The 13,659-nt window shown below is 64.3% G+C and carries 12 protein-coding genes; 6 read left to right on the top strand and 6 right to left on the bottom strand.

Annotation, left to right across the window (positions count from 1 at the left end):
* The first annotated feature begins 345 nt into the window (after window positions 1-345).
* Window positions 346-507, top strand: coding sequence for a hypothetical protein (locus C8258_RS32530; protein WP_158271231.1), 162 nt, complete (start codon window positions 346-348; stop codon window positions 505-507).
* 212 nt (window positions 508-719) lie between these two features.
* Here the strand turns inward: C8258_RS32530 and C8258_RS06395 are convergent, their stop codons facing one another.
* Window positions 720-1,607, bottom strand: a complete 888-nt coding sequence (locus tag C8258_RS06395; RefSeq protein ID WP_233224913.1) for a glycosyltransferase family 2 protein — start codon at window positions 1,605-1,607, stop codon at window positions 720-722.
* A gap of 513 nt (window positions 1,608-2,120) precedes the next feature.
* Here C8258_RS06395 and C8258_RS06400 point away from each other — a divergent pair.
* Window positions 2,121-3,383 (top strand): cytochrome P450, encoded by a 1,263-nt coding sequence (locus C8258_RS06400; RefSeq protein ID WP_233224914.1) that lies wholly within the window; start codon window positions 2,121-2,123, stop codon window positions 3,381-3,383.
* Between the two features lie 78 nt (window positions 3,384-3,461).
* Here C8258_RS06400 and C8258_RS06405 read toward each other — a convergent pair whose 3' ends face one another.
* Both C8258_RS06405 and C8258_RS06410 read right to left on the bottom strand, forming a co-directional pair.
* Window positions 3,462-4,976, bottom strand: a complete 1,515-nt coding sequence (locus C8258_RS06405) for an NAD(P)/FAD-dependent oxidoreductase (RefSeq protein WP_106954395.1) — start codon at window positions 4,974-4,976, stop codon at window positions 3,462-3,464.
* Window positions 4,977-5,027: 51 nt separating this feature from the next.
* Window positions 5,028-6,116: an alpha/beta fold hydrolase gene (locus C8258_RS06410; protein ID WP_233224915.1), complete on the bottom strand. Its 1,089-nt coding sequence runs from the start codon at window positions 6,114-6,116 to the stop codon at window positions 5,028-5,030.
* Window positions 6,117-6,392: 276 nt separating this feature from the next.
* On the opposite strand from C8258_RS06410, the gene C8258_RS06415 reads away from it, so the two are divergent.
* From C8258_RS06415 to C8258_RS06425, 3 genes are read left to right on the top strand one after another with little or no spacing between them, the layout of a single operon-like run.
* Window positions 6,393-7,391 (top strand): oxygenase MpaB family protein, encoded by a 999-nt coding sequence (locus C8258_RS06415; RefSeq protein WP_106954396.1) that lies wholly within the window; start codon window positions 6,393-6,395, stop codon window positions 7,389-7,391.
* Window positions 7,391-8,449: an MCE family protein gene (locus C8258_RS06420; protein WP_106954397.1), complete on the top strand. Its 1,059-nt coding sequence runs from the start codon at window positions 7,391-7,393 to the stop codon at window positions 8,447-8,449. The genes C8258_RS06415 and C8258_RS06420 overlap by 1 nt, the downstream gene beginning before the upstream one ends.
* A gap of 44 nt (window positions 8,450-8,493) precedes the next feature.
* Complete coding sequence (locus C8258_RS06425) at window positions 8,494-9,213, top strand: TetR/AcrR family transcriptional regulator (RefSeq protein WP_146161174.1); 720 nt, start codon at window positions 8,494-8,496, stop codon at window positions 9,211-9,213.
* Between the two features lie 181 nt (window positions 9,214-9,394).
* Here the strand turns inward: C8258_RS06425 and C8258_RS06430 are convergent, their stop codons facing one another.
* The 3 genes from C8258_RS06430 to C8258_RS06440 form a co-directional block, all read right to left on the bottom strand.
* Window positions 9,395-10,090 carry an alpha/beta hydrolase gene (locus tag C8258_RS06430; RefSeq protein WP_106954586.1) on the bottom strand — a complete coding sequence of 232 codons (696 nt, stop codon included), beginning with the start codon at window positions 10,088-10,090 and terminating at the stop codon, window positions 9,395-9,397.
* 286 nt (window positions 10,091-10,376) lie between these two features.
* Complete coding sequence (locus C8258_RS06435) at window positions 10,377-11,072, bottom strand: hypothetical protein (protein WP_233224916.1); 696 nt, start codon at window positions 11,070-11,072, stop codon at window positions 10,377-10,379.
* Window positions 11,073-11,122: 50 nt separating this feature from the next.
* A complete protein-coding gene (locus tag C8258_RS06440) occupies window positions 11,123-12,445 on the bottom strand; it encodes an MFS transporter (protein WP_106954399.1) in 1,323 nt (440 codons plus the stop codon).
* A 388-nt stretch (window positions 12,446-12,833) separates the two neighbouring features.
* On the opposite strand from C8258_RS06440, the gene C8258_RS06445 reads away from it, so the two are divergent.
* A complete protein-coding gene (locus C8258_RS06445; protein WP_233224917.1) occupies window positions 12,834-13,550 on the top strand; it encodes a sulfite exporter TauE/SafE family protein in 717 nt (238 codons plus the stop codon).
* Window positions 13,551-13,659: the final 109 nt, after the last annotated feature.

Here is a 13,659-nt window from a genome sequence, read left to right on the forward strand (position 1 = left end):
TCTCCCCAAATGTTCCCTCAGGGAACAGGGTTCCGCCTCTCCAAGGCCAAGCTCCAGTGCAAGCCCCACCGCCGGGTGTCGATGTCCCCGGCGGTGGGTGCGACCCAAAAGGCCGGCTGAAGGGGGCGCGGTGGTGGACCCGGTGGAAGCACCTGGGCGGTATCTCCAGCACGAGGACGGTTCCTGGTCCTTCGTCGGGGACGACGGCTGGCCGGTCGCGCCAGGGGAATACCGGGCAGAGTTGAGCGCCGACACGGAGGTGCCTGCCATCCCAGCCACCGCACCCACCGTGGTGGACATCGAGCCCCTGAGCGTCCGGGACGTGGAGCAGAGGGAGTTGGAGCAGTGAGTGGGTGGATGTTCATCGGCTGGCTGGTCGTGGTGGGCCTGCCCCTGGCAGTCCTCGTGGCCGTGATCCTCTGGCCTGCGCGGATTCCCGAGGACCGCACCGTGGAGGGCATCCGGCAGCGGATCGAGGATGAGGACAAGCCCCGCCACCTCCCGTAGCTACCTGACGGAGAACATGCTGGCGGCATAGGCCAGCGGGGATGCCCAGCAGCAGCGTGACAGGGGCGACCCAGGTTTTCCAACGGTTCGGCACCTGCACGGACTCCAGCGGAGCTGACAGCCGAAACACGTTTCGCTACAACAGGTTACGACCCCGGCTACGTCAAAAGCACCCGCATCCTCGACGTGGGTCTGGACGAGCAGCCGTCCGTCTAGCGGCCCTTCATTCGCTGCAGCAGCGCGGTCCGCGCCACCGCCGCCGTCCCACGCACGACAAGCCCCGCCGCGACCAGCGGTGCGAACACGATCCAGGGTGAGCCTTGGTGGTAGTCGCAATAGAACCGCAGGGCGCTGCGGTGGTGGGAGCGAACCTTCCGGAACGGCGCGGACCGCATGCTGCCGCCCTCGCGGTGACGGATCTCAACCCTAGGGTCGAGCACGACGCGCCACCCGCCGCGGTGCATGTCGAGGGCCATCTTGGTTTCCTCGAAGTAGAGGAAGTAGCGGTCGTCGAACCCACCTACTGCTTCGAACGCTTCGCGACGAAACAGCATGCAGCACCCCGAAATCCAGTCCACGTCACTGACTTCGGTGACCGGGGCGCCGAAGTAGCGGCGCGTCGCTGGGTTGTTCGGCCAGATACCGCCCAGCAGGGCGTGTGCGATACCGACGGCCAGCGACGGGAAACGGCGCCCGCTGGGGTACGGTTCGCCGTCCAGGCGCAGGATGCGGGGGCCGATCATGCCGATCCCGTCATCGGCCTTCGCCGTCTCGATGAGCGCCGCGATCGACCCAGGTGTCAGTTTTGTGTCGGGGTTGGCGACCAGGATCCACTCCGCGGCGGTTGCCGCTGCGCCCTGATTGATCGCCGCTGCCAGCCCGACATTGCGGGTGTTGCGGATGACTCGGCCGCCGAACTCTTCGACGATTTGGGCGCTGCGGTCGGTGGAGAGATTGTCGACGGCCACCGCATCCACGGCGTAGGGCTCCACCGCAGCGGACAGGGTCTCCAGGAATCCGGGAAGATCATCTGCACTCTGGTAGGTGACCAGGGCCAAGCCGACAGTCTTGTCATCCGAGCTGGGCATGCCGGCGAACATATCACCCCGCCATCGACACGCCGGTGCGTGAAATCCCCATGCTGGTTCACGCGCTGAGCTGATCTGGGGACCTATTTCGCTGGGAGGTGCGAGCTACGGGCCGAGGTCGGCAGTGGGTGCGGGAGTCGATCTCGCGCCCAACGATGGCTCATGACAGGGATGCTCACCCTTCGGCGCGGTGTCGAAGTTGAGGTTTTCCGGGGTCATCTGACAGTCCGGAGTCCACTGCCGCATCGATGGCGGAATCCGCCGAGAAATAGCCTTTGACGTCGGGTCCGCCCGGACGAAAGCTGCGCATCGGCCGTGCGGCGTGTTATCGGACTCAGGCTTTCGGAGGTGCGGGACACAGACGCAACCTTTGTTGCTCGACTCCCAGCGCACTCTTTCGCAATCCATCCCGGCAGTGTATGAATTGGTCTGACCACTAGTGGTCAGACCAGTTTGGAGGTTCGTATGTCCTCGGCGTTGACCAGCTCGTTTCCCCAGGTCCCCTTGGTCAGTGCATTGAGCAGCGTGAACGCACTGATCCGGCCCGGGCGCACGCAGGAGGTCTTTCGGCGGTTCGGGGACCGTTTCAGCTACCGCTTTCCCGGCTTTCCGGAGATCGTCGTCACCAAGAATGGTGGTGACCTGCGCGAGGTCTTCCTCGATCGGGACAAGTCCTGGTCGTGGGGCGCGTTCTTGCGGCGATTCTCACCTCACGATGTGCTCTTCGGAGATTCCTACATCTTTTTCGACCATGCCGGTCACCAGCGGGAGCGGCGGGCCATCTCCGCGCCGTTCAACGGCAAGGCGGTCAAGTCGTACCAACAGAAGATGGTCGATGTGGTGGACCGGAACATCGACCGCTGGCCCGTCGAGACGCCAGTCTCTTTCTTCGCACTCAGCCACCGGCTCGCATCCGACGTGATGGCCGCCGTGGTCTTCGGGGTCACTGACCCGCACCGGATGACAGCCCTCGACCGAGCCCTGTCGCGTTACTTCTCGGTAGTCAACGGTGCGCAGTTCGAGGGGCTCGCGGCGCTGGGACTGTTGACCGGCGGCAAAATCATCCGGCATCCCCGGCTGTCATCGGTCGAAGGGGCGATCGACCGGATCATCCTGCAGGAGATCGCTGAGCGCCGTCAGCGTGGCTCGATCGACGAGAGCGATGTGCTGGGCCGCTATCTGGCCGAACCCAACGGCGCGTACTCCGCCCGTGATGACGAGGCGCTGGCGGCCAGCGCCCGCAAACTCATGTTCGCCGGCTACGAGACAACGGCGGCAACCCTGGCCTGGGCCGGCGCTTTTCTGTCACGGAACCCGGAGATTCTCGCCGAACTCGAGGAAACCATCGACCGCGACGACGACGAATTCCTCGAGGCGGTCGTCAACGAGGTCATGCGGCTGCGCCCAGCCGTTCCCTTGACCGGACGGCGCGCCGTACGCGATACCAAGCTGGGTGAAACTCGCATCCCCGCCGGCACGGCGCTGCTCATCCCCATCCTCGGTATACACGAGAGCGCCGACCACCAGGCGGATCCGCTCGTGTTTCGTCCCCACCGCTTCTACTTCGGTCATCAACAACCAACCGCAACCACGCTATTGCCCTTCGGCGGTGGTGTGCACAAATGCCTGGGCGGACAATTCGCACACTTCGAACTGAAGGTGCTGTTGCGTACCTTCTTACGAACGCGCACCTTCGCTGCCCAGAACACTCCGATCCCACCTCCGCGGCTACGCACCGAACTGATGGTGCCCCGTGACGGCGCGCAGGTGGTACTCCGAAAGCGCTGACGGCAACGACCGGAGCCTCCCTAGCTGAATCGCGTCCTCGCGCTTCGATTCCTGCACAGGAGCTACGAAGTCATACGCTCACCGGGATCGCCGGTCGGCGACCTGATCAGCGGGCCGGATTCGAAACTCGCTCACGGGTCGGTCGAAGGTGAGGATTCCGTCGGTGATGTCTTCTTTCAGTAGGCGGGTGCGGTCTCGGTAGTAGCTGTTGATGACCTGCCACGGTCCGTGGGTGCCTTGGCGCGGCATCATGCTGTCGCCGCGCTGGATGTAGCCGGAGGTGAGGCTTTCGCCCATCACTGAGTGCTCGCCGATGTCAGAGATTTGGGCCCGGGCCGAGAACGAGGTGTGGTTGTTGTCGCGCATGGTGTTGAGCACTCGGCAGAAGTACTCGGCGGCCAGGTCGGCTTTGAGGGTCCACGACGCGTTGGTGTATCCGAGAACGATGATGTGGTTCGGCACGCCGGAGATCACGACGCCTTTGTAGAGTGCCGTGGTTGCCAGGTCCACCTTCGTGCCGTCCACAAGGATGTCGGCACCACCGGCGACCTGGATGTTGAGACCAGTGGCGGTGACGACGATATCGGCGTCGATGTCGCGGCCGGAGGAGGTGCGTATACCGGCGGGGGTGAAGGTGGCGATGGTGTCGGTGACTATGTCGGCTCTGCCGGTCCGAAGGACTTCGAACAGGTCGCCGTCGGGGATCACGCACAGGCGTTGGTCCCATGGGTTGTAGTCCGGAGTGAAATGGCGCATGTCGATCTTATTGCCGACCTGAAGCTTGATCTGGCTGCGGATCAGTATTTTGGCCACTGTCGGAAATCTGCGCGAGAGTTCGAAGCTGGCTCGCTGCAAGGCGATGTTCCGGGTCCGCCCGAGTCGGTAGGCGAGCTTGTGCGGTACGCGTGCCTTGCCGAGCACACGCGCGACGGGGTCCTCGGCGGGGAGGGTCTGGATGTAGGTGGGGGAGCGCTGCAGCATGGTGATGTGGGCTGCTTTGTCGGCCATGGCCGGGACAAGTGTGATGGCGGTAGCGCCGGAACCGATAACCACCACCTTCTTGCCCTCGTAGTCCAGGTCTTGCGGCCAGTGCTGCGGGTGCACGATCTGTCCGCGAAAGTTGTTCTCGCCGGGGAAGTTCGGTCGGAATCCTCGGTCGTAGTCGTAGTATCCTGTGGCGCCGACCAGGAATCGCGCGGTCCAGGTCTCGGTGATACCGGTGTCTTCGACCAGAGCCTCGACCGTCCACAGGGCTGTAGCGCTGTCGAATTCCGCGCGAATACCTTTGCGGCCGAACATGATGTGGTCGGTGACGCCGTATTCGCGGGCGGTGTCCTCGACGTACTCGCGGATCCCGGCTCCGTCGGAGAGCACCTTGGTGCCGTTCCACGGGCGAAAGCCGTAGCCGAAGGTCAGCATGTCGGAGTCGGAGCGGATACCGGGATAGCGGAACAGGTCCCACGTGCCGCCGATGGCATACCTGCGTTCGAGGATCGCGAACGAGCGGCCGGTCTTTTCGCGGACGAGGTGACAAGCCACGCCGATCCCCGAAATTCCCGCGCCGATGATCAGTACGTCGACGTGTCGGATCATGGGTTCTCTCACTTCTGTTCTATCGCAGGGGCTGGTGAAGTGGTGGCCGAGTCACCATGCGGCCGCCTCGGTTCGGCCGGCCCGGGAGTGGCCCGCCGACAGCATGATTCGGTGCAGAACGGCATTGAAGGCGGCGGTGTCCTCGACATTGCTGAGGTGTCCGTGTGGCAGTAGGTGAAACTCGGCAAGTTGCCCGGTGCGGCGCAGGATTTCGACGATGGGCCGTGACATCCGGTGTGGCAGGAGCCGGTCCTGAGCGCTGGCGAGCACGCTCGTGGGCACGGTCAGGTTGGCGGTCCCTTCGGACAGATCCATGTCCGCCATCGCTGCGGCGTGGCGGCCGCGGGCCAGGGGTGGGCAGGAGCGGATGATGCCGATCGCGAAGTCGACTTCGTCGGCGGTCGCCTCGGGCGTGAGGATGCGGTGGCGGAACATCTGTTTCGTCGCCCAGCCTGCGGGAATCGGTAGCGGGGTGAACAGCAGCGACTCGTGTACTACTGGTGGGATCCGCACGGGTCCACCGCGAAATGTCACGGGGCGCCGGCCGACACTGAGCGGCTTGTTCATCACCGGCATCAGGTCCGTTCCGCTGCGGATGTCGCGGGTGGCGGTGTTGGCCAGCAGCACAGCGGCGGCTCGCTCGCCGACCTGCTCGGGATAGTGCTTGGCCCAGGCTTGGATGGTGAGTCCACCCATACTGTGTCCGGCCAGGACGGCCTTCTCTGCCGGGCGCAGCGACGCATTCAGGACGGCGGCGAGATCGTCGGCGAGGGTGTGCTCGCTGGGGATCGCGGTGCCGAGGGTGGATTCGCCGTGTCCGCGCTGGTCGTAGGCGACGACGCGGTAGTCGTCGGAAAAGGCGGTGAGCTGGGGATTCCAGTATTCGATGCTGCAGGCCCAGCCATGGACCAGGACCACAGTCGGCGCGAGGTCAGGGCCGTAGACGAGCACCCGCAGAGTGGCGCCGTCGACTGTGGTCACCGGGACGACGCGGGGTTCGGCCGCGGGCGCGTTCAGTTTCGCCGTCTCGAAATTTCGCTTGCGCAGTTGCGCTCGCATCCTCGCCGACCTCGCGCCGATCCGCGCGAGGTACGGGCTGGGCAGTCTTGCCGTACGGGTCATCATCGACTTCGTCAGCATGGCGGCCTCCTCGTCTCGGCCTGTCGAGCGCATCGCGGGGTCTGGATCCGGTAGCCCCGGCCACAGCAGTTTCCGCAGAGTTATCAGCGGTCAAAGAGAGAATCGTTGCGTTTCTCTTGTTGTGAGAGTACGGTAAGTTTCTGGTTTTGCAAGCCGTTGCCGTCGGAGTCTCGGGCGGCCTGGGTGACTGTTGACAGATGAAAAACGACATGTAATCTCTAAAAGTCAGAAACGCCATGTTTGTGAAAATGGTTGCAGGTATCGGAAGGTCCCCTCGTGAGCAATGTCGCTGACCAGCAATTCCACCTGACACTTCCCGACGAACGCCTCGACGACGGCCTTTTCGGGCCCGGATCGGTGTCGTGGAAGGTGTGGTCGCATCCGGCGGTGATTCCCGGCGTGATGCGCTCGTTCGTCCTGGACATGGTCGCCAGCACCCAGGGGGCCGCAGCGCTGGAAGAGCACAGCCGCTACCGGGAGGATCCGCTCGGACGGCTCAACCGGACGATGTACTACTTCCTCACGATCGTGTTCGCCGACACCGCCACCGTGGCCGCGGCCAACCGGCGGCTGGACCGGCTCCATGCCCGGATCGTCGGCACCGAACCGATGAGCGGCGCGGCGTATTCGGCGATGGACCCGTATCTGCGGCTGGGTAACCACATGCTGTCGTGGCACTCGGTGTTCTACGCCTACGACCGCCTGGTCGGCGGCCTCACGCCTGCGGAGGAAGATCGGTACTTCGCCGAAGCTGTCATCGCATTCGAGACGCTCGGCATCGACCACGACGAGATCCGTGCCTCGGCCCGCAGGCACGGGATACCGGAAGATCAACTGCCCGAAGACGAGCCGGACACTCGGGCGGCCTACCGACAGCTGTGGGCGGCCTCGCGACACCTGATCTGCGTCAACGAGCAAACCCGCAACGCGCTGGATGCGATCCTTCACCCCCGCGCCCTCGACGGAGACCTGAAGAAGGCGGCACTCTTCCGCGTCTATCCTGCCCTGGCTCGCACGGGAATTGCTCTGATACCGCGCGAGATTCGCCATATCACCGGCTTGGCCACCTCGCCGATGGTGGATGCCGCGGTGCTCACCTCGGCACGGACCATAACCAGCGCCCTGCAGCGAACCGGCACCTATCCCGCCCTGCTACGGATGCTGTGCCCGCAAGGCTACGAAATCCAGACTCGCGCAATGAAGTCGGCGCTCAACGGTGTACAGCCTCGGCGCCCCGCCGACCGCGGGGCGGTTTCTCCCCGTGCGCAAGTCTGATGCGTCTCGCCAAACCGGTACTCGGGTTCGGCGTCTTCGCGGTGACGGCCGTTCTGGTGACAGTTGTCATCTGGAATACGCTGGGGCGCAGCGTCACCGGCCCGGCCGACACCTACACCGCGCTGTTCACCGATGTGCAGGGTTTGCGGCCCGGAGACGACGTGCGGATCGCAGGGGTTCGCGTCGGCAAAGTGGAGTCGATCGCACTGCAACGCAACGACCGGACGAATCACTACGTAGCGAAAGTCACTGTCATCGTGCAACGTGATCAGACGTTGTACGACGACACCAAGGCACTTGTCCGCTATCAGAACCTCATCGGCCAGCGCTACATCGCCTTCGCCCCGCAGACCGGCGGAGGCACGGGGCCGGGAACGCACACCGCGTTGGCGAATCACGCGACTATTCCGATCGAGCGGACCGAGCCGTCTTTCGATATTTCGTTACTACTCAACGGGTTTCAACCACTGTTTCAAACGCTGCAACCGGAGCAGATCAACGATCTGTCCAACACGCTGATCCAGGCGCTGCAGGGCGACGGTGTCTCGTTGAGCGCCTTCATCACCCAGGCAGCGGAACTGGCCGGCGATTTCCAGCGCCGCGATACGGTCCTGTCCGACGTCATCACCAACCTGTCAGCGGTGATGTCCGGCCTCGCCGAGCGCGGAGGCGAACTGGAAACGCTGGTGACCCAAACCCGCGCACTCATCGGCGGGCTCTCTGCGCAAGGACAGTCGTTGCAGTCCTCGACCCGGCAGATCGCTACCGCCACATCGGCCCTCGTCGGCATGTTCCGGCAGGTTCAGCCGAAATTCGTGCTCGCGCAGACGGCGACCTTCGACGCTCTGACCGTCCTGCTCGCCAACGGCGACAGACTGGACAAGGCTGCCGTCGACCTGACGGCGGTCGCCGGCGATTGGGGGCGGGCGACCCAGGACGGCGCGTACGCCACCGGCTACATCTGCAGTCTCGATGTATCCCTGTACGGCGTGCTCTTGCCTCGTGGCATGTTCAGTGAGATCGGTGGCACCGGCCACGCGGCGGTGTGCCGTCCCTGAACTAGCGGCTGATCGAATATGGCGCCGACACTAGGGTGATCGGTATGAGCAGGTCCGACACCCCGTTGCACCCGGACACAGCCGCGACCGTACTGCAGTTGCTTAACGGCGGCCCGGCACAACCGTTGCCGCGCCACCGTCACACCCTGTCCCGCGAGGACGTCCGCGAGACCCAGCGCGCGCGCATCCTGGCGGCCGCGATCGAACTGTTCGCCGAACCCGGCTACGCGCCGACCGCGGTTCAGGACATCACCAAGCGCGCGGGTGTATCGCGCAAAACCTTTTATGAGCTCTACGAAACCAAAGAAGATGTCTTCGTCGACGCGTACCAGGTCGTCACCGTGCTCGCACGAGAAATCGAAGCCGTCGATGCGGAACTTCTGAACTACGACCTCGATACTCTCGACGAAACCATCCGACGTTATCTACTGCTCATGGCCTTCGCGCCGGTCGCGACTCGGATGTTCTTCCTCGAAGCCCTCGGGGTCGGCCCGCGCGTGCGCGCACGTCGCAATCAAGCGATCGAGGAATTCGTCACGCTCGTCGCGCCCTCGCTGCAGGAGCTGCGCGCGCGGAACGAACCGGCGCTGGCGCCACTTTCGGTCGAACACTGCCGCATCTTCGTTGCGGCCGCCATCGAACTCATCACCCAATATCTTGCCGACCACGAACCGGCGACTCTGGCAGAGCTGACACCGCAGATCACCCAGGCCGTCTACGCAATCGTGGTCCCCAACCACACCCGAAACCCCACGCAGACATAATCGTTCACTGTCGGCCTGAGTCGGAGTGTGGCGCAGGGGGCTTGCGCCGTCGATGACTCGATCATCGGCCGGTGGACCGAAGGCCTGTTCGCCCCGACATCGAGCCGGGGCGAACAGGCCCGTCACGACGTCGACGGGGCGGCTCAGACCTGCGTTGACGTCTGCCTTGTGCCGCTCGGAGTCAGGAGCTCACGGCGTCGGCGGCTTCTTCGATGAGGTCGGTCACGGGGCCGGATTGTGAGGCGAGAGAGGCGTGGCTTGCCGGGAGTTCGATGATGCGGCGGGGGTCCATCCGGGCGGCCATGCGGCGTTCGTTCTCGGGGTTGATCATGCGATCTTCGGTGGAGATCTGGTACCAGCTGGGTTTGGTTTTCCACGCGGGTGCGGTGATGGTGTCACCGAAGGTGGATGCGAGGGGCGCTTTCTGGGTGACGGCCATGACGAGCGCTTCTTCGGCGGTGAGGTCCTGGGCGAAGCTGTCGTGAAATTTGTCGGGCTTGATCCACAAGTAGCCGTCGGAGTCGGGAGCGATGTTGTCGAAGGCCGCAGGTGGGTTTTGCTGGCTGATCGCGCCGGGGCTTTCACCGGCGTCGGGTGCGAAGGCGGCGATGTAAACCAGTCCGGCGACGTTGGGCAGGTCACCGGCCTCGGTAATGACCGCCCCGCCGTAGGAGTGTCCGACGAGCAGCACGGGGCCGTCGATCTGTTTCACCATCTTGCGGGTGCGCTCGGCGTCTTCGGCGAGGGAAGTGAGTGGGTTCTCCACCGCGTGCAGATCGGTGTAGCCGCGTTTGTTCAGTTCGACGATGACCTTCGCCCAGTGGGCGGCGCCGCCCCAAAAGCCGTGGACCAGAACGATTGCCGGCTTGTCGGACATAGAGATTTCCTTCCGTTCGATCGACATCATGGGTTGACATCGAACTCGGTCACCCGCCATCGCGGCGGGATCCGGAATTCGATACCGTGCGCGGCACGCACGGTGCCTTGCGCCGAAATCCGACGGGCGCTGCGCGACATGACACTCAGGACGACAGTCATGGGCGCAAAGAACGATCTGACAGTGCATATAGAGAAACAGATTGATTCTTGTTAGTCAAGCGCCACCACTGTTTGCTGAGCCCGCCACCAGGTCGATGCCTCGTGACGGGCCGGGACGGCAACAGCTACTTCGCCGGGAACGGTTCGTTGATCGTGGTGAAGTACTGGATCACCGCCGCGATGGTTGCGGGTGCTCCGACTACGAGGGCCCCGCCGACCGCGCCGAGCGGAGCGAGTGCTGCGGCTCCGATGAGACAGCCGGCCACTGGCCCGGCGCCGAACATCATCGCGATGGGACTGGTGGCGACTGCCAGCGTCGCACCACCGAGCAGACATCCGATGACGCCCGCGCCGACCGCGCCGGTGATGCTACCGGCGGCGCCGGCGGCCGTGATGGTGCCGACCATCCGTGAGAAGGCTGCGGCCTCACGGTCGTAGGGAGTCTTCCACGGAGCTTGATTCTGGAACGGCAACGCTACCGGGCGGGCGTGGGCGCGTTCGGGGTCGAGCGAAGGAATCAGGCGGGCGGTTCGTCCGTCGATGTGGGCGTCGATCGGGAAGGCGATGTCGTCGACATTGAATTCCAGTGGAATTCCGGCCAGAACGCTACCGTCGGCTGCCTGGATTTGAAACTGGCCGTGATCGACGACGAGCCGGCCGCTGTCGATGCTGACGATGGCCGTGCCGCCTTCGTTGTGCGCGGTGTAGTGCACTTGCTGTGCGGTGGGCGATGGTGTCGGCGCGGGTTGGGCGTGCGCGGTTGCGGTGGCAAGTGTGCTCATGGCGATCGCGGCGGCCGCGGCGAAACTCTTCGACTTCACTTCCGATTTCCTGCTTTCTCTTCAGGGAGGGGTGGGGTTCTGGGGAGGTCTCATGTGTGGGCGCTGATGCGCATGCGGTCGCGATCGGGACGGGCGAACAACGCCAACGTGATTCCGGCGAGAACGAGCATCGTGGCGCCGATTCCGAACGCGAGGTGATAGCCGTCGGCGGGCTCGGTTGCGGCGCCGACGAGGTGTCCGGTGACGAACGGTGCGATGATTCCGGCAGAGGTCTCGACGCCGAAGAGCACGCCGAGCACGGCACCTCGCTGGCGCGTCGGGCTGATCTCAGCCACCGCGGCCGAAGCGGCGCTCAAACATGGTGCGCCCGTTGCGAATGCGAGCACCAGTACGACGAGCTGAAGTGCGCCGCCGGCGGCCAGGGTGAAGGTGAGAACGAACAGACCCGACAGCGTGACCGCGACCGCGGCGACGCCGCATCGCGCCCACCGGGTACCGACGCCGGCGGAAACCAGCGCGCGCGACACCATGCCTTGCAGAATCATCGCGAGTCCGCCGGCGGCGCCGGTGACCGCGATCAGTGTTCCGGTTTGCGCTGTACTCAACCCGATGACGGTTTCGACGTAGGAGGGGACCCAGGAGATCAGCAGAGAGGTCGTCCAGTAGGCGGCAAAGCAGGCGAAGGCGAACGACAGCCAGGTGCCGCTGCCGAGCAGAGTTCGGTACGACACGGTCGGACGGGGATCCTCTACTGCGGCCACTGTCGTGCCGGTCACCGCACTATGGGGCCCTTCGCGACCTACGAGGAGCCAACACGCAGCCCATGCCAGGCCGGTCAGTGCCAGCACTCCGAAGGCCCAGCGCCAGCCCCAATGGGAAATGACGAGTGAGAGCAGCGGTGCGGCAACCATCAGACCGAGTGCGCTACCGGCCATCACGAATGAGTTCGGGACGTCCCGCCGATGGTTCGGAAACCAGCTCATCATCGCGTGCAGGGCTGTGGGGGTGGCCGGACCCTCGGCGACGCCGAGGATTACGCGCGATACGACGATCACTCCGAGTGAGGTGGTCACGGCCAACGGAACTTGCACTACCGACCAAAGCAGCGCCATGGCCAGCAGCATCCAGGTGGTTTTCACTCGCACGAGGAGAAAGCCGCCGACCACGGTGGAGACGCTGAACAGGAAGAAGAAAGAACTCGCGGCCAACCCGTACTGCTCGGGGGTCAGCCCGAGATCCTTCATCATCGGCTTGGCGGCCAGCCCCAGAACCGTCTTGTCGGCCCAGTTGATGATCATGAAGATCATCAGCATCGCTGTGATCAACCACGCCTGCCTCGGCACCGTGACGGTCGAAGTCGACTTGTGCGAGCGCGGTGTGGCGGTTGGATCCGACACTTGTTGAGGGGTCATGTGTACTCCGTAGCGCGCAGGAATCGGCGTCGCGCGATTCGTCTCTGGCTATGACTGGCTATTCACCATTGCGTTGTCGCGAAGGCGCAGGAGCGCGAAGACATCGGGGAAGCCGCCGGTTCGAAGCGTGGCTGTGATGTGCGACTCATCGACTGTATACCGGCTCTAAGTGGATGTACACCCATACAAGTGAATTTCCAATAATCACTTCCATCTTCCTGTGGAGCCATCAGGCTCAGCGCCGGAGCTGCGATCCAATGGTGGCAGCGGATGGAGATTGTCGGTTATCCAATATTCACTTATACGGCAGTGTGTTGCCGCCGGTCAGCGACCGCAGGCGGTGGGCGGCACCGGTGAAGCTCAGGAGATCCTTCGGATGACAACTCTCATGGCGGGTGTGGTCTGTCTCGCCTTCGCGGCGGTCGTCGGCGGCGCAACGGGGTTCGGAACAGCGCTCGTGGCGACCCCGCTCATGTTGCTGGTCGGCATGGATGTGGCAACCGTGGTGGTGGTGAACCTCGTGGCCGGTCTCATCACGAGGGTTGTGGTCGCGGTGCGGATGCGGCAGCACATGGACCGACGACGCGTTCGGATGCTGTGCCTGGGCAGTATTCCCGGTGCGCTCGCCGGTGCTCTGCTGGTGGCATACCTGCCGGAAGATCTGCTCAAGCCGGCTGCCGGAGTGGCCATCATGGCGTGCGGCGTCTGGTTGGCCCTGCCGCGGCGGGCGGAACCACGGGAGCTGAGTGTCACCGCGCAGGCGGCAACGGGAGCTGTCGGCGGCTTCCTGACTTCGACGACATCACTAGGGGGGCCACCGCCGGTGCTGCTTCTGCAGCAAGCGCGCGTGCCACCCTCGACGTTCATTGCCGATCTGGCCGGCTATTTCGTTGTGACCAACAGCTTTTCGCTAGTCGTTCTGCTGCTCAACGGTGCCGCTCCGAGTCGGCTTCCGCTGCTCGTCGTGCCGGCCTTCGTAGCCGCGGCGTCCCTGGGCAACTCGGTCGGATTGCGGCTCGCGCGCCTGATGCCGGCGGCGGTGTTTCGCGCCGTCGTCATTGCTCTGGTCATTGCCGCCGGGGCGGCCACCCTGGTTCCGGCGTGAGCACGCCATCGCCTGTGTGAATGTTGTGAAACCATACGTATGGCCACAATTTGCCGTCTAGAGGGTTGACAACCTGCGCAGTTGCGTTTAAAAGTGAATAGTGAATAAC

Source organism: Nocardia sp. MDA0666 (assembly GCF_003023875.1).
Lineage (GTDB): Bacteria > Actinomycetota > Actinomycetes > Mycobacteriales > Mycobacteriaceae > Nocardia > Nocardia aobensis.

Coding starts and splice junctions, on each gene's coding strand:
- C8258_RS06440 (WP_106954399.1), bottom strand. CDS start 12,445: ATGACCCCTCAACAAGTGTCGGATCCAACCGCCACACCGCGCTCGCAC.
- C8258_RS06405 (WP_106954395.1), bottom strand. CDS start 4,976: ATGATCCGACACGTCGACGTACTGATCATCGGCGCGGGAATTTCGGGG.
- C8258_RS06425 (WP_146161174.1), top strand. CDS start 8,494: ATGAGCAGGTCCGACACCCCGTTGCACCCGGACACAGCCGCGACCGTA.
- C8258_RS06420 (WP_106954397.1), top strand. CDS start 7,391: ATGCGTCTCGCCAAACCGGTACTCGGGTTCGGCGTCTTCGCGGTGACG.
- C8258_RS06410 (WP_233224915.1), bottom strand. CDS start 6,116: ATGCTGACGAAGTCGATGATGACCCGTACGGCAAGACTGCCCAGCCCG.
- C8258_RS06395 (WP_233224913.1), bottom strand. CDS start 1,607: ATGTTCGCCGGCATGCCCAGCTCGGATGACAAGACTGTCGGCTTGGCC.
- C8258_RS06445 (WP_233224917.1), top strand. CDS start 12,834: ATGGCGGGTGTGGTCTGTCTCGCCTTCGCGGCGGTCGTCGGCGGCGCA.
- C8258_RS06430 (WP_106954586.1), bottom strand. CDS start 10,090: ATGTCCGACAAGCCGGCAATCGTTCTGGTCCACGGCTTTTGGGGCGGC.